Origin of the sequence: Candidatus Arthromitus sp. SFB-mouse-NL (assembly GCF_000709435.1) — a bacterium.
Classification (GTDB): domain Bacteria; phylum Bacillota; class Clostridia; order Clostridiales; family Clostridiaceae; genus Dwaynesavagella.
On the sequence record NZ_CP008713.1, the window covers coordinates 197,373 to 218,975 of the forward strand.

A 21,603-nucleotide genomic window follows, 5' to 3' on the forward strand; every position below is an offset into this window, starting at 1 on the left:
TTACGTAATAAAAAATAGTATAGTGAGGTAAGATAATCGTATGTTTACTTTTGTTATTTAGGATGGTGAATCTTGTTAAGTGTAAGGAGAATATTAGGAAAGGTACTTAAGTTATCTATTTTATCAATTATGTTGATAATAATTGGAATCTTAATATTTATAAATAAAAATATTAAAGGAGCGGTAATTTCAAATGGTTTTTTTAATGAGTTTCCTAAAATTCATGTTGATTTTAATGAATGGGATGATAGAGTTGATGTATTTCAGATAAATAGGGAGTTTGCTAGGAGCTTTTTTCTACCGTATCCTAATCGTGAAACTTTATTGATGGATGTTAAGAATGAACCATTAAATAGTGTAAGGATAAAAGATTCTGATAATATTAGAGTTTTAAATGGTAAATGGAGATTTTCACTTGATTATGCGCCAGAAGATAGAAATTTAGATTTTTATAGGAGAGATTATGATGTATCTAGTTGGGAATATATAAATGTGCCGAGTAATTGGCAAATGGAGGGATATGATTTCCCCATATATGTTAATTTTAGATATCCTTGGACTGGATTTGAAAATTTAGAATTTTATAAGGCTCCTAAGATTTTTAATCCTGTTGGTAATTATAGGAGAGATTTTTATGTAGATGAATCTTGGCTTGATGATAAAGTTTACATATCATTTCAGGGTGTTGAATCTTGTTTTTATTTATGGATAAATGGAGGATTTGTTGGATATAGTGAGGATAGTTTTTCACCTAGCGAGTTTGATGTTACCGATTTTTTAGTATGTGGTAATAATTCTATATCTGTTCAGGTTTTTAGATGGTGTGATGGAAGTTTTATTGAAGATCAGGATTTTATTCGGTTAAGTGGAATTTTTAGGGATGTATTTTTATATAGAACCCCTAAGATACATATTGCAGATTTTGAGGTTATAACTAAAGCGGATGATAACTATATGAATTTTGATTTGTTAGTTAATATTAATATGCTCAATCACATTAATGAGAATAGGAATTATACCATATCGGCTGTTATATTTGACGAGAAATGGAATTTAATAAATAGTGTTGAGAATATGGGTAATTTTGACAGGAATTATCCATATAGAGATGCTATCAAGAGTGATTTTAGTTTATGTTTGAATATAAAAGAGCCTAATAGATGGTCGGCAGAGGAACCTAATTTATATAATTTAATAATTTCTCTTAAAAATGATTTGCTTAATGAAACACAATCAATACATACAAGGGTTGGATTTAGAGCATTTGAGATAAAAGGAAATAAAATGTACATAAATGGGAAACCGATTTTGTTTAAGGGTGTAAATAGACATGAAACTCATCCATTAAAAGGAAGGGCATTATCTACACTGGATATGGAATTCGATATAAGAGAGATTAAGAAAAATAATATAAACTCTGTAAGAACTTCACATTATCCTAATCATCCTTATTTTATTTCATTATGTAATGAATATGGAATTTATGTAGTTGATGAGGGTAATATAGAGGCACATGGCGTTGAGGGTGAGATACCTGGGAATAAAGAGATTTGGAAGAATGCATGTTTTGATAGAATTAATTCACTTGTAGAGAGAGATAAGAATAATCCTAGTGTTTTAATATGGTCTCTTGGAAATGAGAGCGGAGGAGGAAGTGTATTTAGAGATTTATATAATTATGTTAGTTTAAGAGATGGAACCAGAGTAATACACTATGAAGGCGAGAGAGATGAATACTATGCAAGTGATGTTGTAAGTAAAATGTATGTTAAAATAGACGACATTGAGAAACAGAGTAAATATATGTATCACAAGCCTTATATTTTGTGTGAATATGCTCATTCTATGGGAAATAGTGGTGGAAGTTTAGATAAATATATTGAAAAATTTGAGAGTATTGATAATGTTCAGGGAGGATTTATATGGGATTTTATAGATCAAGGAATTTATAGAGATGTTCCTGATATGGGTATTTTTATTAATTCCCATAGTATATTTCATGGAGATTTTGAAGGATATATAGAAAATGGATACAAAGATAAAGGGTATAGAGGATGTATATTCTATGATAATGTTAGTAATTTAAAGTTTGATGAATTTACCATAGATTTAAAGGTAAAACCAAGTGTATATGAGGGAGAAGGATGTGTTTATCTAAAGAAAGGTAATGAATTTGGATTAAGGGAAATTATGAATTATGATAAGTCTAATAATAGGGCTGTTGAATTTTATGTAAGAGATAATTCTGGGATATTTGAGACAATTGTATTTATAACACCTAAGGATTGGGTGAATAATTTTCATAGTGTAAGTGCGATATATAAAAATAAGATTATGAGATTATTTATAGATGATAATTTGGTTGGAGAGAAGACATTTAATTATAATATAGCATATTTCAAAGATGGTATTCAAATTGGAGGAAATGATGGTTATACTCACTGTGAAAGTATGAATGGGATAATAGATGAGGTTAAGTTATTTTCTAAAGGAATGGATATAGAGGAATTACGTAAAAAGAGTTTTTATAATATAGATGCTACAAGGATAATATGGAATGATTTTGATAATGAGAGAAATATGATTATGAAAAAATTATCCAGAGATAAATATTTGGCTACGGGAGGTGACTTCAATGATTCTCCAAATGATTCTGCATTTTGTGCTAATGGTATATTGTTAGCATCTAGAAAGATTAAACCACAAGTAAGTGAGGTTAAGTATGCATATCAAAATATAGATATTAGGGATTATGATATTTTAAATGGTAAAGTAATTATTAAAAATAAAAACTTATTTAAAAATTTAAGAGATTATATATTGAAATGGGACTATTTAGTTGATGGCAAAATAGTAAGAGGAGATACAGCTATAGTTAATGTTGATCCCATGAGTGAAATTATATTTAATGTACATGATATGGATAAAATTAAGGATTTAAATGGAAAAGAATTTTTTTTAAATATTGGATTTGTATTAAATGAAAGTACAAATTGGGGTAACAGGGGGTTTGAAATATCAAGGAATCAATTAAAAATAAACTTAGATAATTTGTTTTATGAAGTAGGTAATGTTAGCAAGGTAGTTCAAAATTTTATGATTGATGATTTGTCGGATAAATTGGAAATTAAATCTAAAGAATATTATATTGGATTTAATAAAATATCAGGTACTCTCCAAAATTATAGGTATAAGAATGAGGATTTAATAAATTCTGAATTATATGTTGATTTTTGGAATCCATTAAATGATAACGAAAGATTATGTAATATATATAATAAGATAGTATTCTGGAAAAATATATTTAATAGAAGTAGGAATAATAGTTACAATATTTTGCATGAAGATGGTTGTATATTGGTAAAATTTTACAAACCAATCTATGATTTAAATAATTCAGTTCTTATTACAACATATAAGATAGATGAGTACGGGGAAATTAGTATTGAGCTATATATGGAGTTATTAAAGAATGGTATACCGCATGCTAGGTCAGTAGGATTTAAGATATTTATACCTACTAATTTTAAAAATATTGAGTATTACGGAAGAGGACCATTAGAAAATTATAATGATCGAAATAAAGGTAGTAATTTAGGAGAATATAAAAGCGATGTAGATAGTCAATTTACAGATTATATGACTCCTCAAAGAACAGGGAATATAACAGATATTAGATGGATAAATTTTTATAGGAACAATGGTATAGGTATTAGAATCAAATATATTAATGAATTTCTTCAAATAAATGTTAGTTCATATAATGATGATGAATTTGAGAAAAAACATTCTTATCAAATGAATAAATATTCGTCAATTATAGTAAATGTTAGATCAAAGGATTATGGAAGCACATTCGAAAGTTTTGAAGATGAATGTATTAACTATATTGATAAAAATCATATATATAATTTTTCATTCAAATTATCACCTTTATTAACGGATAATGTATTAATTAATTGAACACTGAATCTTGAATTAGAATATAAGTCCATTGTTTTAATTAATATATTTATTTAATTCGATATATATGATATATGGATTTTTTATAAGTAATAAAGTTTAATTTATTTATATAGTATACACGTTTTAAGGTATTACGATCTATTAGTGAGCCAATAAAATCAAACATCATATTATTTTCTAGTATATGCCTTGATATCGTATTCGAATCTTCGACTAGAGAATATATTTTATTTATATTTGTATTATTAAATATATAATTTAAAGTATTAAATATTGCTTCACACATAAAACCATTATTTCTGTAATGCTTTATCATAAAATATCCAAGTTCATTAACTAAATTCTCATTTATATATCTAGGAATAATAGATAAAAAACCTATTGGTATTAAACCATTATTAAGTTTAATTATAAAATATCCTAATGAATTGAAACAACGTATTTTATCATTATGTGAAATAAATTTTTTAATTTGATATTTGGATGCATGCTTAGGTATAGGCATATTTAGTTCGTGATCAATATTTTTTAATATATAAGATAAACTTTTTTCACAAATAGGTTCTATAAGTAAATTTGAAGTTTGAATAATCATAATTAGTCCTCAAAGGTATTATGAATATATATTCATAATACCTAATTCTAATCAATATTTTATTATGTACTAATATAATAACTATATATTAAAAAAATACAAAAATCAATTTTAAAATTTATATAATATGATTATTTTTTCAATATATAGAGGAAATATTTTATAAATTATTAAAATAAAACGTTTACATAATATTAGATTTTAATTATATAGATTATCTAAATAGGTTTAATTGTCATTTTAATAAAATAAAAAATAATTTTTATACAAATTACTAAAAAAAATGAGTTAATTAATATGATTTATTGCTATATAACTAATATAGAATGATTAAAAGATTTTAATTAGTTGGGAGGTTATAAAAAATATGAACAATAGAAAGTTTTTTGTTGTGTTCATTTCTATATGTGTTTTGATTTTTTCTTAGTAGGTTGTAATTCTATTGTACCCACTTAAGAAAGTACACTTAATAACAATCTAAATTCTGTACGAGTAGTTGAGGGAATAGAATTAGAAGCTGGTATGATTACTGATGAAAGATCTATTAGTGATAAATATTTTAATGGTATAACTTATAAGGGACTGGCAAATGCTTAAGGAATATTTTAGAATTGACCTTTAGGCGTTTAAACCTAAACAAGATACAGATTTCATATCTTATATTTGGATATTATCAAAAAATAATGATTTGATTATAGATGTTGGATATAAGTTAAAGGAAGCTATTATCGATGTATCTAAAAGGAATATTTAAGTTAATTATGTCATGATAGATGATGTATTGGAATATAACAAAGTTTACAATATTAATTTTAAAGGATAATAAGGATCGTTTTTAGCTTATATGGCTACAAAGACTAATAAATTTGGTTTCATTTGAGGAATTGATTCTCCGTTGATTAAAAAATTTGAAGTTGGATTTGTTGATAGAGTTAAAAATGTTAATACGGAAGTAAGAGAATTTAGGTATGCAGCTACATTTTTAAATATATCTAGAGGTTATGAAATAAGTAAGTTTATTTTTGGTGATGGTGTTGATATGCTATATTATATTGTTGGAGATATGGGTATAGGTATATTTAGAGATTTAAAAGAAACTGGAAATTATTGTATTGGTTTAGATCAAAATTAGACACTTACATTTTCCGAATATGAAGATGTAATACTTACTTTAATGATTAAAATTTAGATATTACTGTATATGATGTTGTAAAACAAACTTTAGAAAATGGATTTGTTGGTACTAATGTTGGATTAGGATTAAAGGATGGGGCCATATCTTTAGTTGAGAATAAAAATAGAAAAGTTAATCAAGAAATATTAGATAAAGTTGAAGAGTGTAGTAATAAGATAAAAAATGGAGGGATAGTTGTACTTAAAATTATTGAAGAACTTAAAAATTTTAATATGTAATCCTGAGTGATTTAAAGCTACTTTTAATAAGAAGAGAATAGTTTTTTTATAAAAGTAGCTTTTATTATTAAAAGAGGTTATGAGTATGAGTGATAGAGTAACAATTATAAGGAAGGGAGAGCTTATCGATACCTTAAATACCAAAGATATATCTCATAGAAGAACTTGCAAATCTTGTGGTAGAAATACCAGTTGATCTCAATGTATATATTTAAAAACCAAGGTAACTTGAAGATGTATTAAGTATTCGAAGTTTAATGGTAAAAGATAATAGGAGTATAGATGTGATTAAAGATTTAAATTTAGATGTTAAGTTTGGAGAAATATTTGGGATTATTGGAGTTGATACTAATTGACAAAGTGAATTTGTAGAACTTTTAACTAGTATAAGAAAATGTTGTGGGGATGAGATATATTATTTGATGAAGAAAGTATTAAAAATTTATTACCAAAGAAGATCATAATAATAATTTAGTAAGTATACCAGATAATAGGCATAATGTGAGATTAGTATTTCAACATTCTTTATATAAAAATTCAATTCTAGAAATGTAACACTTAAGTAAATTTTTAAAAGAGATTTTTATTGATTATGGGAAAATAAGAGATCATGCAAAAAGAATTATAGATTAATTTGACGTGAGAACGATAAGTGATAGGGTGAAGGTCATAATTTTATTCGGAGGTAATCAACAAAAATTCATAATATGTAGAGAAATTTATAAAAATTCTAAATTTATGATGTAGTGTAACTAACTAGAGAACTTAATGTAGGCTCTATTGAATATAGTTACAAAATACTTATAGAGAAAAGAAATAATGGTAAGGTTATTTATTATAGCTTTATTAAATATTAAATTTATCTAATAGGATAGGAGTTATATATAGTGGAAGTATTCTTAGAATTTTTGATATAAAAAAAGTGGATAAGAATGGGATATTAATGACAGGAAGTGTGGTTAATGAATGAAAATTATAAGGTTAATAATATACTCAAGTCTATTATTTTTTTTTATTATTTATAGTTATTTTTTGTAATGTGCTTCACAACAAAGCGGATTTATTGAATCACTTACATTACTTTTAAAATCTTTTTAGGATGGTAGTTTTAGTAGCTTATTTAGTTTATCTGAAACTCTGGTGTATACAACAACCTACATATTTACTGGATTTGATCATTTGGATGCATTTAAAACAAATTTATTTAATATAGTCGTTGAAGGACAATTTATTATGGACATTTTGGGTGATGTAATAATTAAAGTAGTACTAGTTATACCTATGTTTATATATTTGAGTTTAATTATTTTAGGGAATAATGATAGCTGGATCTTTATACTGGCGTATTTAAAAGTAAAGTTAAATTTAAATGAGGTTGTTAATATTATAATGATGAATTTTATAGCTATGAATGTTTTGAATTTATATATAAGTACTTTCTTAAAAGAACCGGGATGTTACTTAGATTTATTAGTGATGAATCATTTAGAGCTAATTATAGATTTGTTATAGGCATTGTACTTGTTGTAATTGTATATTTTTTTTATAAATAATACACGTGTTGGATATGAACTCAGAAGTGTTGGATATAATAAATATATATTCGGATATGGTGGAATTAATATTAAAAAATTTATAATAATTTCTATGGTAATATCTGGACTTGTAGCTGGATTGGTAAGGATATATTTGTTCTTGGGATTCAGTATAGAGTATCTAAACTTTTTAATTTTTTAAATTATGGTTTTGGTGGTATAGCTGTAACTTTAGTTGCTAGGAAAATCCTATAGCGATAGTTTTAATATCTTTATTGTTAGGTGCATTGAATGCATCTGCCTTAGAATTGCAGTTTAATATAATACCTAAAGATATTGTTTTTTTGCGCAAGCAGTTATAATCTTGTTTATATAAGGTAAGTATTTATTTAAATATATTATAATAGGTTTAAGAAAAGAGGTGTAAAATAGTAGGAAATACATATTTTTAGACTTTATATTTATCATGGTTACAATGCTTAGATTTGCAACTCCACTAATATTTGCATCTATAGGAGCAGTTTTTTCTGAAAATATGAAGTTGTAAATATATGAATAGAAGGAATGATGGTGATGTGAGCTTTTTGGAGTTTGGGGAACCTATATATTAGGAAGTTCTATTGTAATAATTTTAATGCATTATTTGTTTGTGGGTATTACAGCAGTTATACATGGAATATTGAGCATATTTTTAAGAGTGAATCAAAATTTATCAGGGATTGGTATAAATTTATTTGCAACATCTATAACAAGTTATTTGGATCTCGGGGTCAAACAGATACAGTTAAAGTGGTACTGTATTCTAAAGAAATGTTTGAGAATATACATATTGTATTAAAATTATTGTCTAAATTAAATTAGTTTGTAATAGGTGCACTTGTAGTTATTGTATTATTACGGTTCATTTTATATAAGATTAGTATAGGGATAAGGGCGCTTGGTGAACATACAAAAGTTATAGATACCTTAGGAATAAATGTTTATGAAGTTAGATTTGTATGTGTGGTATTATCGGGAGTTTTGGCATGGCAACATTCTATATTGCTAATATAAATTTGATTAGAGTTGGTATAGTTAATTGAAGAGGATATATAGCCTTGGTTGCTATGATATTTGGTAATTGGAAATCATATATAACTTTTATGCATGTGTGATTTTTTCTTTATTATAAAAAAATTGGGTTAATGTATCTACAGAGATATATTATATGTTACCATATATATTGACCATGGTTGCGCTTATATTTTTCGCAAAGGAATAGTAATTTTCCATTATCTTTAGGAGAATTTTATGAAAAGGGTAAAAGATGATTTTATAATTGATAGAAGGGACTAATTTATGAGAAAATTATATGTATTTATTTTTATAGCAATATTTTTAATTATGAGCTCTTGTAGTGCTAATGGATATGATGTTATTTATATTCATAGTGATGAATTTGAGACTCTTGCTGAAGAAAATTTTAAGTATAATATGGAAAAACTGTTGGATAATTTTAAAGTTTTGAATATACCTAATGATGAAGAATTTATAGAATATTTCAATAAATTATCAAATGAACAAAAGAATAATAAAAATATATTTATTGTATCTGAAAAATTTTCAAATGTAGACATTTCAGATAAAATAGATAAAGTTATTTATATAAATAATAAGTTTAATATGGATATAAATAACTTATTGATAGATCAAAAACCTGTAAGTTATTTGCTAGGTATAATAAGTGGATTGGTGACAAGAAGAAACAGTATATTTATACTTTATTCAGAAGATTATGTTGATCATAGAGAGATTATTGATGCATTCATTACTGGTGTTAGGGAAGTTAATCTAAGAGCATATGATTCATTATCGAGTTTAGAAAATGTTAAATGTATAACACTAGATAATAAGGAGGAAATACAGGAGATTATTAACAGTGAAAGTGATATTGTATTTAATTTATCTAAAGAAGATATTATTGTTGATGATAAGTTTTTATTTGATTTAAATATGGATAATATTTCTGAAAATTTAGTAAGTATTTTATATGATTATGGGAGTTTTATAAATATACTTGAAAGTGGAAAAATTGCAACTTACTCAATTGGAATACACGATGAAAGTATAAAATTTAATCTGACTAATTTGCCTGAAGAAGTAGTTAATATATTTAATAAATATTTAAATAATATTAATTAGATTATAATAGGGTTTTAGAATCTATGTTCTAAGACCCTATTTTTTGTTTGTATATAAAAAATTATTAGTTATTAAAAATAATTATTTAAAAAATTAATTTTATGTTTTATAATTTATGTTATAAATTTATTTAAAAATATCATTGATTTCGATATTTTTAATATGTTAATTAAATAACAAAGAATATTTTTAACCATTCAGTTAAAGATATTAGTATATTTATTAGAAATTTAGGAGGAATTCTAATGGTTAAAATAGGGATTAATGGTTTTGGAAGAATAGGAAGAAATGTATTTAAGGCTTTACTCGAAAACTATGGAAGCGAACTACAGGTTGTTGCTATAAATGATTTGACTAATGCTAAAACTTTAGCACATTTGTTAAAATATGATTCACTTTTTGGAAAATTTGAAGGTACAGTTGAAGCTAAAGAAGATTCAATTATTGTAAATGGCAATGAAATAAAAATATTTGCAGAAAGAGAGCCATCAAATATTCCTTGGTCTAGTGTTGGATGTGAAATAGTAATTGAGTCCACAGGATTCTTTACTGATGGAGAAAAAGCTAAGGCACATATAAATGGAAGTGTTAAAAAAGTTTTAATTTCTGCTCCAGCTAAGAATGAGGATATAACTATAGTTATGGGAGTTAATAATGATAAATATGATCCTTCAAAGCATAATGTGATATCAAATGCTTCTTGTACAACAAATTGTTTAGCTCCATTTGCTAAAGTTCTTCATGAAAATTTTGGTATAGTTAAGGGTCTTATGACAACAGTGCACTCTTACACAAATGATCAAAAAATATTAGATGCACCTCATAATGATTTAAGAAGAGCTAGAGCTGCTGCTGAGTCTATGATACCTACAACTACAGGAGCTGCAAAAGCTGTTGCTTTAGTATTACCAGAACTTAAAGGTAAGTTGAATGGATTTGCATTGAGAGTTCCAACTCCAACAGTTTCTTGTACTGATTTAGTTGCAGAACTTTCAAAAGAAGTGACTGTTGAAGAGGTTAATGCGTCATTTAAAAAAGCATCAGAGACTACTTTAAAAGGAATTTTAGGATATGAGGAAGCTCCTCTTGTATCTATGGATTATAGACAAGATAAGAGAAGTTCTATAATTGATGCTTTGTGTACGATGGTAATAGAAGGCAATATGGTTAAAGTTGTTTCTTGGTATGATAATGAATGGGGATACTCAAATAGATTGGCAGATTTAGCACAGATGGTTGCTAAAAGTTTATAAGGAATGTATTTAAAGGTTGGTTTTATTTAAGATCAACCTTTATTGATAATTAGAATTTAAGGGGTAAGATATATGACATTTAATAAAAAGAGTATAGAGGATATTCAGTTAACTGGTAAAAAAGTTTTGATTAGATGTGATTTTAATGTTCCTATAGTAAACGGTAAAATAACTGATGAAAATAGATTATTAGGAGCGCTTGATACTATTATATATGCTCATAAGAATGGTGGGAAGGTTATACTTTGTTCACATTTAGGGAAAGCAAAAGGCCCTGATCCATCTATGAGTTTAAAGATTGTTGCTTTGAGACTTTCAGAACTTTTAGGTGTTGATGTAAAGTTTCTCCAGAGTGATTTGGTAATTGATGATAACATAAGAAGTGAAATAGATAAGATGAATAATGGTGACATATCACTTCTTGAGAACACAAGATTTAGATGTGAAGAAGGTAAATGTGAAGATAGTTTTTCGAAGGATTTAGCATCTATTTGTGATGTTTATGTTAATGATGCTTTTGGTACTGCTCATAGAGCTCATTGTTCAACAGTTGGGGTTACTAAGTTTGTAGATACAGCTGTTTGTGGATATTTAATACAAAGGGAATTGGAATTTTTGGGAGGAATGATTGAAAATCCTGAAAGACCTTTTGTTGCTGTTCTTGGTGGAGCTAAAGTTTCAGATAAGATAAATGTTATAAATAATTTATTAGATAAAGTTGATACTTTAATAATAGGCGGTGGTATGGCTTATACCTTTTTGAAAGCTCAGGGTTATTCAATTGGGATAAGTTTAGTTGAAGAAGATAAGTTAGAGTATGCGAAAGATATGATAGAGAAAGCTAAAATAAAAGGCGTTACATTGTTACTTCCAGTGGATCATGTTACAGGAGATAAGTTTTCAAATGATGCGATCAGAAAAATTACTAGCGATGAGAATATAGATGATGGATTTATGGGATTAGATATTGGAAATAAGACAAGTAAATTATTTGGAGATGCTTTAAGAAGTGCAAAAACAATAATTTGGAATGGACCTATGGGAGTTTTTGAATTTTCTAATTTTAATCAAGGAACAATAGAGGTTGCTAAAGCTATGGCAGAATCTGGTGCTGTAACAATAATAGGTGGGGGAGATTCAGCAGCAGCTGTTAATATTTTAGGTTTTGGAGATAAAATGACCCATATATCTACGGGTGGAGGAGCTTCTCTCGAATTGTTAGAAGGTAAAGTTTTACCTGGAATTGATGTTTTGAATAATAAATAATAAAGTAGGTGTATTTTGGTGAGAAAGAATATAATAATGGGAAACTGGAAAATGCATTTTACAATTGAGGAAACTGAAGAATTTTTAAATAGTTTGTTACCTAAAGTTAAGAATGCTAAAACTGAAGTTGTTGTATGTCCTCCATTTACTTCTCTTGCTTTATCTTCAAATATACTTAAGGGTTCAAATGTAAAATTAGGTGCTCAAAATGTACATTTTGAGGAAAAAGGAGCATTTACTGGTGAAATTTCCCCAAATATGCTTAAGAATTTAGGAGTTTCTTATATTATAATAGGTCATAGTGAGAGAAGGATGTACTTTGGAGAAACAGATGAGACAGTTAATAAAAAGATCCATATGTGCTTAAAACATAAATTTAACCCAGTTTTATGTGTTGGAGAGAGTTTGGAAGAAAAAGAAAGTAATAACATGGAGAAAGTATTGACTCGTCAAATAGAAAAAGCCTTTTTTAATATATCTGAGGAAGATGCAAAAAAAGTTGTAATTGCATATGAACCAATATGGGCTATTGGAACTGGCAAGACAGCAACAAGTTCTGATGCTGATAATATAATTTCTTTTATAAGAAAAGTTATTAGTGGTATTTATAATAAAGAAGTGTCTGAGAATATAGTTATGTTATATGGTGGATCAGTTAAACCCAATACTATAAAAGAGCAAATGTCTATGGAAAATATAGATGGTGCTTTGGTTGGTGGAGCTTCTATAGTTGTTGAAGATTTTGAAAGGATTGTTAATTTTTAGGGGGAGCTCATTGTGGATAGAAATGCGTGTATTTTATTAATTTTAGATGGATTTGGGATATCACCAGATTCAAATGGTAACTCCATAGCTAGAGCTAAAACAAATAATATAGATAGAATTACTAGTGTTTATCCAAATGCTAATTTATATGCAAGTGGTATGAATGTAGGTTTACCTGATGGTCAAATGGGTAATTCTGAAGTTGGTCATTTAAATATAGGTACAGGAAGAATAGTATATCAGGAACTGACAAGAATAACAAAATCAATAAATGATAGTGAATTTTTCGAAAATGAAGATTTAATAAAAACTATGGATAATTGTATAAAAAATTGTAGTAATCTTCATATTATGGGACTTGCTTCAGATGGAGGGGTGCATTCTCATATTGAACATTTAAAAGCAGTTCTTAAACTTGCTAAGGAAAAGAATGTTAAGCAAACATATATACATTTGTTTACTGATGGAAGAGATGTTTCTCCAACCTCTGGATATACTTATGTTCAGGATATTATGAATTATATTGATGAAATATCATATGGAATAATCTCAACTATTTCTGGAAGGTATTATGCAATGGATAGAGATAAGAGATGGGATAGAGTCCAAAAGGCGTATGATGCTATAGTTCGTGGAATTGGAGAAGATAAAATCTCTAAAAATCCTGTTGATATTTTAAAAGATTATTATAAGGATGGTATAACGGATGAATTTGTTCCTCCAACTTTAGTAGAAAGAAATGGTAATATTAGAAATAAAGATTCTTGTGTGTTTTTTAATTTTAGACCAGATAGAGCTAGAGAACTGACTTATGCTATAACTGATAAAGGATTTAAGGATTTTGATGTCGAATATTTAGATATTACATTTTTATGTATGACAATGTATGATAAGAAATTAAAGGATGTATTGGTAGCATTTAAACCTGAAACTTATTCTAATACATTAGGAGAGTATTTAAGCAGTCAAAATAAGAAACAGTTAAGGATTGCAGAGACTGAAAAATATGCTCATGTTACATTTTTCTTTAATGGAGGTCTTGAACAATCGTATAATGGGGAAGATAGAATTTTAATACCTTCCCCAAATGTTAAAACTTATGATTTACAGCCGGAGATGAGTTTGCCTGAATTGACAGATACATTGATTGAAAAAATAGAATCTATGAAGTATGATTTTATAGTTTGTAACATAGCAAATCCGGATATGGTTGGTCATACAGGTAATTTTGATGCTGCTGTTAAGGCTATTGAGGCTGTTGATCTAGCTGTTGGAAGAATATCTGATAAGGCTTTAAGTTTAGGATATACATTGTTTATTACAGCTGATCATGGAAATGCTGAATGTATGATTGATGAGAAAGGTGGACCTATGACTGCTCATACTTGTAATAAAGTTCCTTTTATATGTGTTACAAGAGACTATGAAAGTATAAGAATGAAAGAAAGTGGTAAACTTGCAGATATAGCACCAACTATTTTGAGTGTGATGGAATTAGATATTCCATCAGAAATTACTGGGGAAAATTTAATCATAAAAAAATAGGAAATTATGGAGGTAAGTGTTAATGAAAAATTATGTGGAGATTGTTAATGTTCATGCTAGACAAATACTTGATTCAAGAGCTTTTCCTACTGTGGAAGTTGAGGTTACTCTTGAAGATGGGACAGTAGGAAGAGCTGCGGTACCATCAGGAGCATCTACTGGTGAGTACGAGGCTGTTGAGTTAAGAGATGGAGATAAGAGTAATTATGTAGGTAAGAGTGTTTTAAATGCTGTAAATAACGTGAATACAGTTATAGCTCAAGCTTTGGAAGGATTAAATATATTTGATCAAGTTAAGATAGATACAACTATGATAGAACTTGATGGAAGTGATAATAAAGGAAATTTAGGAGCCAATGCAACGCTTGGTGTATCTCTTGCTTGTGCTCAAGCTGCAGCTAACTTTTTGGGATTGTCTTTATATCAATATATCGGTGGATGTAATTCTAAAGTTTTACCAGTACCTATGATGAACATAATAAATGGAGGAAAACATGCTGATAATAATGTAGATTTACAAGAGTTTATGATAATGCCAGTTGGGGCAGGATCATTCTCTGAGGCATTGCAAATGTGTTCTGAAATATATCATTCTCTAAAGAAATTATTACATGATAAAGGTTTATCGACAGCTGTTGGAGATGAAGGTGGATTTGCACCAGATCTAAAATCAAATGAAGAGGCGATACAAATAATATTAGAAGCTACACAAAATGCTGGATATAAGCCAGGTGAGCAGATATTTATTGCTTTAGATCCAGCTTCATCAGAATTTTTCGAAGATGGAAATTATAATTTGGCAGGAGAGGGAAGAATATTAAGTCCTTCTGAAATGGCAGATTTTTATGTTGATCTAGCTACTAAATATCCAATTATTTCTATTGAAGATGGTATGGCTGAAAATGATTGGGAAGGATGGAGTATATTAACTAAGAAATTAGGAGATAGAGTTCAGCTTGTTGGAGATGACTTATTTGTTACTAATGTTAAAAGATTAAGTATGGGAATAAATAAAGGTGTGGCTAATTCAATACTTATAAAAGTTAATCAAATAGGTACTTTGACTGAAACGTTAAATTCTATTGAAATGGCTCAAAGGGCTGGATATACTGCAGTTGTTTCTCATAGATCTGGAGAAACTGAAGATACGACTATAGCTGATTTAGTTGTTGCAGTAAATGCAGGACAAATAAAAACTGGAGCTCCAGCAAGAAGTGAGAGAGTTGCTAAATATAATCAATTATTGAGAATTGAAGAAGAACTTGGATCTATGGGAGAGTATAGAGGAGTAAATGCTTTCTATAATTTAAAGAAATAATATAAGTGGGGTTTTGAGACCCCACATTTTTATTTTTGGAGGATTTTTACAGGATTTATATATTGAATAAAAACATATATAAATAGTTATAATTTTTATATATACTAATGGAAAAGTTAATTAAAATTTAAATGTTATTTATTTTAATCATTATTTGTGATATTATTTTTTTGGATATAAAAATACTTGTAAAGAAGTATGGTAGTACTTTTATAGGGAGAATATAATGAGTTTTATGATTAATTATGAACAATATTCTGTTATAGGAGATCCGGTATATCAGAGCATTTCTCCGTTTATACATAGAACTATTTTTAATTATTTTGATGAAACATATAAAATGTATTCTAAGCTTAAAATTACTTCTGATGGACTAGTGTATAATTTTAGTTTGTTGAAGAGTAATTTTCAAGGATTTAATGTAACTTCTCCTCACAAGATTAACATAATAAAGTATTTAGATGAGTTAGATGATTTTTCTAAGAAAATAGGGTGTGTTAATACTGTTAAGGTTTTAAATGGTAAAACTATAGGATACAACACCGATGCTTATGGTTTTTTAAAAGGATTCGAAGATTACAAAGACAAAGTTAGTGGTAAGGATGTATTGGTTTTGGGAAGCGGAGCTACTTCTAGAATAGTTATAAGCTCTTTAATTGATTTGGGAGCGAATGTATATGTGCGTGCTAGAAATACTGAAAAATTAAATGTTCTCAAAAAGTTAATACATGATATGCACGGTGGATATGAAATTGATATTGATGTATTGGATAAAGTACAAGGTACATATTTTGGGTTGGTAAATACGACAAGTATAATGAGTAATTTAAATTTGGGTAATTTAGATGTTTTAAGTTTTGTTTATGATGTGAATTATAGTGTTAGAAAGCTTACAGATTTTTTGAGCAAATTTTTGAATAATAATCTAATGCTTATTGATGGTCGCGATATGGTTTTTTATCAAGCGATAAAGTCCCAAGAAATTTGGAGAGATTGTACTATAGATCAAGAGGATGTTTCTAATATATATAATGAATTTACAAAGATTTTTTCGGAGGATTAATTGAAAAAAGTACTTGTTATAAATGGGCCTAATTTAAATTTTTTGGGTAGGCGTCAAAATTATATTTATGGGAATGAAACCTTAGATGAGATAAATGATTATATAAAGTTAGAGGGAGAGAAGATTTCTATTTCTGTTGATTTTTACCAGAGTAATCACGAGGGAGAAATTATAAATAAAATTTATAATGAATTTGAAAATTATGATGGTTTTGTGATAAATGCAGGTGCATTTACTCATTATAGTTATGCTATATATGATGCTATATTATCTGTAGATAAGATATTTATAGAGGTTCATTTATCTAATATATTTTCAAGGGAGGATTTTAGAAAAAGGAGTGTTATATCCGAGGCATGTTTAGGTCAAATCTGTGGTTTTGGTAAGCATTCATATGTTTTGGCACTTTATGCTTTAAGAGAAATATTTTAGAGGTTTGGAATGGATTTAGAAGTTTACAGGAGCAAAATTGTTAATTGTGATTATAAGATTTTGAAGATACTTGAGCAGAGATATAATTGGGTTCTTAAGGTTTCTAATTACAAAGAAAAGAATGGAAAACCAATTCTTGATAGGAAGAGAGAAGAGGATATCAAGAATGATTTTTTGAAAAATATGAACCATACATATTTTAAAAAATATCACGAAGAAGAATTTGAAAAGATTATAAATATAATAATGGAAGTTAGTCGTGATATACAGTATAGGAAAATTTATAAGAAGAATATTGTGCTTATTGGATTTATGGGTTGTGGTAAGACTACACTTGGAAGGATACTTTCAAGGAAGTTAGGCGTTAAATTTTTGGATACGGATTATCAGGTTGAAAAAAGATTGATGATGAAAGTAGGAGAGATATTTTCATCTCTTGGCGAGGAATATTTTAGAAAAATTGAGAGTGATGTAATTAGAAATGTTGCTAATGGATTTCGTGGGGTGATTTCAACAGGTGGAGGAAGCGTGCTTAATAAATCAAATGTTAAATATTTGAAGTCATCTGGAAAATTAATTTACCTAAGGTCCTCTGCAGAAAATATATTGTATAACTTAAATAGGAGTACTAAGGATAGGCCTCTTCTTAAGCAAAATTTAAATATAAATTATATACAAAAGTTTATAAAATCTAGGCATGAAATTTATAATAAAGTTAAGGATTATGAGATAAATATAGACGATATGTCTACAGATAAAATAATCCATTATATATCTAGAATAATGTAGGGAGGAATTTTGAGATGCAAACTTTTCTTTATACAATTCAGTTTATACTTGTAATTGGTATTTTGATTATTGTGTTGATGCAACCTAGTAAAGCTGATGGACTTAAGGGATTTATGACAGGATCTCAAGAAACATTCTTTAATAAAAATAAATCTAAAACAAGGGAAGCGAAACTTGTTAAAATAACGTATTTACTAGCGATATTATTTGCTTTAAATACGATTTTGATTAATATTCTATTATAGAATTTTTAGGACTTTATTTAGATTTTCGAATTTAAATAAAGTTTTTTTGTTTATGGAGGAAATTATGATTGAAAAAATATTAAAGTGTATTTATATAGATGATTTGAAATTAAATTATAAAGAAATGTTAAAGAAACTTAAGAGTTCTAATATAAAACTATTTAATAAGAGTTTAGATAAGCTTAAAAATGATGGAGTTATATTTAAAGATAAAGATGGGAGATTTGTAAAAAGTAAGAAGGAAGATATTTATTTTGGAGTTTATGAGGGTACTAGAAAAGGATTTGGATTCTTATTACTTGAAGAGGAAAACGATATTTTTATACCTAGAACTTCATTAAATGGATGTATGGATAGAGACACTGTAATTGTTAGGCTTATAGAGGATAAGTGCACTAGTATAAGGAAAGTTGGAGAGGTTATTTATGTAATTGAGCATTATAATAAAGAGATAATCGGAGAGTATCAGGACTCAAAATTTTTTGGATTTGTTATTCCAAGAAATTATAATATAAACTATGATATTTATATACCAAAGAAATATAAAATGGGTGCTAAAAGTGGGGATATTGTTTCTGTTAAGATAACAAAGTATCCAAGCGAGGGTAAAAAGCCTGAGGGAATAGTTAGTGATATACTTGGGAATAAGGACAGAAAAGATATTAATATGCGTGTTCTTATGAAGAAGTACAATTTAAAAGAAGATTTTCCTAAGGGAGTTTTAAATGAACTCAAACGTTTTCATATGGAGGTTATTGAGGATGAATTAAGTTCTAGGAGAGATTTAAGAGATTTACCTATTGTTACTATTGATGGAAGTGATGCTAAAGATTTAGATGATGCGGTTTATGTTAAAAGACAAGGGGAGGAGTATATACTTTCTGTACATATAGCAGATGTTAGTCATTATGTAAGATATAGAAGTGAGCTTGATAAGGAGGCTTTAAAGAGAGGAACTTCTGTTTATTTAATAGATAAGGTTGTGCCAATGCTTCCCAAAGAGTTATCAAATGATTTATGTTCTTTAAATTCTGGAACGGATAAACTTACTTTAAGTTGTGAGATGGTTATAAATAAGTCTGGTGAAGTAACTCGTTATGATATATTTGAGAGTGTAATAAGAACTAAATATAGATTAACTTATGACAATGTTCAGGATATAATAGATGGCAATACAAATGAATTTTCTGATATATACGAGATGATTTTTAATATGAAGGATTTAGCAGAGATATTAAATAGTAGGAGAGAGCGTAGGGGAGCTATTAATTTTGATTTTCCAGAATGCAAGATATCTTTAAATGAAGATGGAGATGTTTTAGATATAAGTGCTTTTATGCGTAAATTTTCTCACAATATAATAGAAGAATTTATGCTTTTATGTAATGAAACTATTGCAGAGCATATGTTTTTTTTAAATTATCCATTTCCGTATAGGATACATGAGGAACCTGATATGGAGAAAATTATGAATTTAAGGGATATACTTCATAATTTAGATTATAATTTTAGGATTAATGATAAGGTGTATTCAAATCAAATACAAAAGGTGCTTATGCATTTTAAGGGTAAAGATGAGGAGATGTTTTTAAGTAAATTTATTTTAAGGAGTATGTCAAAGGCAAGATATTTAAAAGACTGTATTGGTCATTTTGGACTTTCGACTAAATATTATTGTCATTTTACATCACCTATTCGAAGGTATCCTGATTTAGTTGCTCATAGGATTATAAAATTATCTTTAAAAGGTGGTATAGGGGAGAGATTATTTAAAAATTTATCTGAAGAGGTCTCTATTTGTTGTGAGAATTCATCATTAAGAGAGATGGAAGCAGAGGAATGTGAAAGAGAACTATATGATATTAAAAAAGCTGAATTTATGAAAGATAAGATTGGTGAAGAGTATGCTGGAATAATATCATCATTGACGAGTTTTGGATTTTTTGTTGATCTTCCAAACACTGTAAGGGGGCTTGTTCATATTAATGATATGGAGGATGATGATTATTATTTTGATGAGGAGAGTATTTCTTTAATTGGAAGAGAGAATAAAAATGTGTTTAAGATTGGTATGAAGGTTCAAGTAAAGGTTTTAAATGTTATTTTGGAGAACAATGAAATTTATTTTGGGTTAAGTAGGTGAAAATCGTGAGTAAAAAATCAAATGTAATATCTAAAAATAGGAAGGCTTTTCATGATTATTTCGTTGAGGAGAATTACGAGGCTGGAATTGTTTTGGTTGGTACTGAGGTTAAATCTATAAGATCTGGTGGGGTTAATTTAAAAGATAGCTATGGAATTTTTAAAAATGGAGAGTTATATATAATAAATATGCATATAAGTCCCTATGAGAAGGGTAATATATTTAATAGAGATCCGCTTCGTGATAGAAAGTTATTACTTCATAAAAAGGAGCTTTCGGAGCTTTTTATAAAAAATAATCAGGAAGGATATTCTCTTATACCTATTTCTCTTTATGTTAAAAATGGAGTTATAAAAGTAAATTTGGGACTTTGTAAGGGTAAGAAAAATTATGATAAGAGGGATTCTATGCTTGAGCGAGAACATAGAAGAGATATTGATAGAGCTATGAAGGAGAAATATAGGTAGTATAATTGAAAAAATATTTTTAAGGTGGTATACTTGTTAAGGATAATTTTTTTAAGGGGGCGTATTTTGGTTTCGACGGGGGTACTGGAGTATTTAAATAGCGAGTAGAGTTTTAGTGGATTCTCTTAAAAAATTTACTAAAAAAAGTAAACGACAAAAATTATTCTTTACAAGCTGCTTAATTAATAGCTAGCTTCATCTAGTTTGCGAGTCCTACGGCGTAGATGTAGGTGTAAAATTTAAGTAGGGAAACGAGCCTTAAAAAGCTTTGATTAAGGAACGGGATTTATGAAGCTACTTTATATAAATTTTGTTTATGGAAGTTATATAGGGGAATTTAAAACATAAACTGCACTCGGAGAAGTTTAAATATGACTACTTTCGGACAGGGGTTCAATTCCCCTCGCCTCCACCAAGTATGAGCGTTAATTTTAAATAATTAACGCTCTTTTTTATTTTTTAAATTAGATTAATGAAGTTTTATAAATATTAACTAATAGTGAATAAAATAAATAAAAAAATCAATAATAATAATTGTTTATTAAGAATTTAAATTAATTTTCTTATACATAACTAAAATGTTATGTTTCATGGACTAAAATGGAACTAATTCTGATTTTAAGTTTA

At 27.6% G+C, this 21,603-nt stretch carries 18 protein-coding genes and 1 other RNA gene; 18 read left to right on the forward strand and 1 reads right to left on the reverse strand.

What is annotated here, in order from left to right:
* Positions 1-72 precede the first annotated feature (72 nt).
* Positions 73-3,963 carry a glycoside hydrolase family 2 TIM barrel-domain containing protein gene (locus SFBMNL_RS00985; protein WP_005807379.1) on the forward strand — a complete coding sequence of 1,297 codons (3,891 nt, stop codon included), beginning with the start codon at positions 73-75 and terminating at the stop codon, positions 3,961-3,963.
* Between the two features lie 49 nt (positions 3,964-4,012).
* Here SFBMNL_RS00985 and SFBMNL_RS00990 read toward each other — a convergent pair whose 3' ends face one another.
* A complete protein-coding gene (locus SFBMNL_RS00990) occupies positions 4,013-4,561 on the reverse strand; it encodes a GNAT family N-acetyltransferase (RefSeq protein ID WP_005807378.1) in 549 nt (182 codons plus the stop codon).
* An 895-nt stretch (positions 4,562-5,456) separates the two neighbouring features.
* On the opposite strand from SFBMNL_RS00990, the gene SFBMNL_RS00995 reads away from it, so the two are divergent.
* The 17 genes from SFBMNL_RS00995 (at position 5,457) to ssrA (ending at position 21,391) form a co-directional block, all read left to right on the forward strand.
* Positions 5,457-5,693: a BMP family ABC transporter substrate-binding protein gene (locus SFBMNL_RS00995; protein WP_042294100.1), complete on the forward strand. Its 237-nt coding sequence runs from the start codon at positions 5,457-5,459 to the stop codon at positions 5,691-5,693.
* Between the two features lie 1,421 nt (positions 5,694-7,114).
* Positions 7,115-7,486, forward strand: a complete 372-nt coding sequence (locus tag SFBMNL_RS01000) for an ABC transporter permease (RefSeq protein ID WP_007440716.1) — start codon at positions 7,115-7,117, stop codon at positions 7,484-7,486.
* 18 nt (positions 7,487-7,504) lie between these two features.
* Positions 7,505-7,711, forward strand: coding sequence for an ABC transporter permease subunit (locus SFBMNL_RS01005; protein WP_242838770.1), 207 nt, complete (start codon positions 7,505-7,507; stop codon positions 7,709-7,711).
* 725 nt (positions 7,712-8,436) lie between these two features.
* Positions 8,437-8,562 (forward strand): hypothetical protein, encoded by a 126-nt coding sequence (locus SFBMNL_RS08545; protein WP_369727692.1) that lies wholly within the window; start codon positions 8,437-8,439, stop codon positions 8,560-8,562.
* Positions 8,563-8,847: 285 nt separating this feature from the next.
* Complete coding sequence (locus SFBMNL_RS01010; protein WP_005807372.1) at positions 8,848-9,690, forward strand: hypothetical protein; 843 nt, start codon at positions 8,848-8,850, stop codon at positions 9,688-9,690.
* Between the two features lie 245 nt (positions 9,691-9,935).
* A complete protein-coding gene (gap, locus tag SFBMNL_RS01015) occupies positions 9,936-10,943 on the forward strand; it encodes a type I glyceraldehyde-3-phosphate dehydrogenase (protein WP_042294102.1) in 1,008 nt (335 codons plus the stop codon).
* A 72-nt stretch (positions 10,944-11,015) separates the two neighbouring features.
* The gene (locus SFBMNL_RS01020) at positions 11,016-12,209 is read left to right on the forward strand and encodes a phosphoglycerate kinase (protein WP_005807369.1); all 1,194 of its coding nucleotides are present in this window, start codon (positions 11,016-11,018) and stop codon (positions 12,207-12,209) included.
* A gap of 18 nt (positions 12,210-12,227) precedes the next feature.
* Positions 12,228-12,974, forward strand: a complete 747-nt coding sequence (tpiA, locus tag SFBMNL_RS01025; RefSeq protein ID WP_014017818.1) for a triose-phosphate isomerase — start codon at positions 12,228-12,230, stop codon at positions 12,972-12,974.
* 12 nt (positions 12,975-12,986) lie between these two features.
* Entirely contained in the window at positions 12,987-14,519 is a 1,533-nt protein-coding gene (gene gpmI, locus SFBMNL_RS01030) for a 2,3-bisphosphoglycerate-independent phosphoglycerate mutase (protein ID WP_005807365.1), read from the forward strand.
* Between the two features lie 22 nt (positions 14,520-14,541).
* The gene (gene eno / locus SFBMNL_RS01035) at positions 14,542-15,837 is read left to right on the forward strand and encodes a phosphopyruvate hydratase (protein WP_042294106.1); all 1,296 of its coding nucleotides are present in this window, start codon (positions 14,542-14,544) and stop codon (positions 15,835-15,837) included.
* 226 nt (positions 15,838-16,063) lie between these two features.
* A complete protein-coding gene (locus SFBMNL_RS01040; RefSeq protein WP_005807361.1) occupies positions 16,064-16,900 on the forward strand; it encodes a shikimate dehydrogenase family protein in 837 nt (278 codons plus the stop codon).
* Positions 16,901-17,332: a type II 3-dehydroquinate dehydratase gene (gene aroQ / locus SFBMNL_RS01045; protein ID WP_005807360.1), complete on the forward strand. Its 432-nt coding sequence runs from the start codon at positions 16,901-16,903 to the stop codon at positions 17,330-17,332. It abuts the gene before it with no gap.
* Positions 17,333-17,341: 9 nt separating this feature from the next.
* On the forward strand, positions 17,342-18,121 hold the full coding sequence (locus tag SFBMNL_RS01050; RefSeq protein WP_005807357.1) for a shikimate kinase: 780 nt from the start codon (positions 17,342-17,344) through the stop codon (positions 18,119-18,121).
* A 14-nt stretch (positions 18,122-18,135) separates the two neighbouring features.
* Positions 18,136-18,366 carry a preprotein translocase subunit SecG gene (gene secG, locus SFBMNL_RS01055; protein ID WP_005807356.1) on the forward strand — a complete coding sequence of 77 codons (231 nt, stop codon included), beginning with the start codon at positions 18,136-18,138 and terminating at the stop codon, positions 18,364-18,366.
* Positions 18,367-18,430: 64 nt separating this feature from the next.
* On the forward strand, positions 18,431-20,509 hold the full coding sequence (gene rnr, locus SFBMNL_RS01060; RefSeq protein ID WP_042294110.1) for a ribonuclease R: 2,079 nt from the start codon (positions 18,431-18,433) through the stop codon (positions 20,507-20,509).
* A gap of 5 nt (positions 20,510-20,514) precedes the next feature.
* Positions 20,515-20,976, forward strand: a complete 462-nt coding sequence (smpB, locus tag SFBMNL_RS01065) for an SsrA-binding protein SmpB (RefSeq protein ID WP_042294112.1) — start codon at positions 20,515-20,517, stop codon at positions 20,974-20,976.
* Positions 20,977-21,031: 55 nt separating this feature from the next.
* Positions 21,032-21,391: a transfer-messenger RNA gene (ssrA, locus tag SFBMNL_RS08145) on the forward strand.
* Positions 21,392-21,603: the final 212 nt, after the last annotated feature.

Excerpts from the sequence above, each read along its gene's own strand:
- SFBMNL_RS00990 (WP_005807378.1), bottom strand. The coding sequence starts at position 4,561 with ATGATTATTCAAACTTCAAATTTACTTATAGAACCTATTTGTGAAAAA.
- SFBMNL_RS01010 (WP_005807372.1), top strand. The coding sequence starts at position 8,848 with ATGAGAAAATTATATGTATTTATTTTTATAGCAATATTTTTAATTATG.
- gap (WP_042294102.1), top strand. The coding sequence starts at position 9,936 with ATGGTTAAAATAGGGATTAATGGTTTTGGAAGAATAGGAAGAAATGTA.
- SFBMNL_RS01020 (WP_005807369.1), top strand. The coding sequence starts at position 11,016 with ATGACATTTAATAAAAAGAGTATAGAGGATATTCAGTTAACTGGTAAA.
- eno (WP_042294106.1), top strand. The coding sequence starts at position 14,542 with ATGAAAAATTATGTGGAGATTGTTAATGTTCATGCTAGACAAATACTT.
- SFBMNL_RS01040 (WP_005807361.1), top strand. The coding sequence starts at position 16,064 with ATGAGTTTTATGATTAATTATGAACAATATTCTGTTATAGGAGATCCG.
- SFBMNL_RS01050 (WP_005807357.1), top strand. The coding sequence starts at position 17,342 with ATGGATTTAGAAGTTTACAGGAGCAAAATTGTTAATTGTGATTATAAG.
- secG (WP_005807356.1), top strand. The coding sequence starts at position 18,136 with ATGCAAACTTTTCTTTATACAATTCAGTTTATACTTGTAATTGGTATT.
- rnr (WP_042294110.1), top strand. The coding sequence starts at position 18,431 with ATGATTGAAAAAATATTAAAGTGTATTTATATAGATGATTTGAAATTA.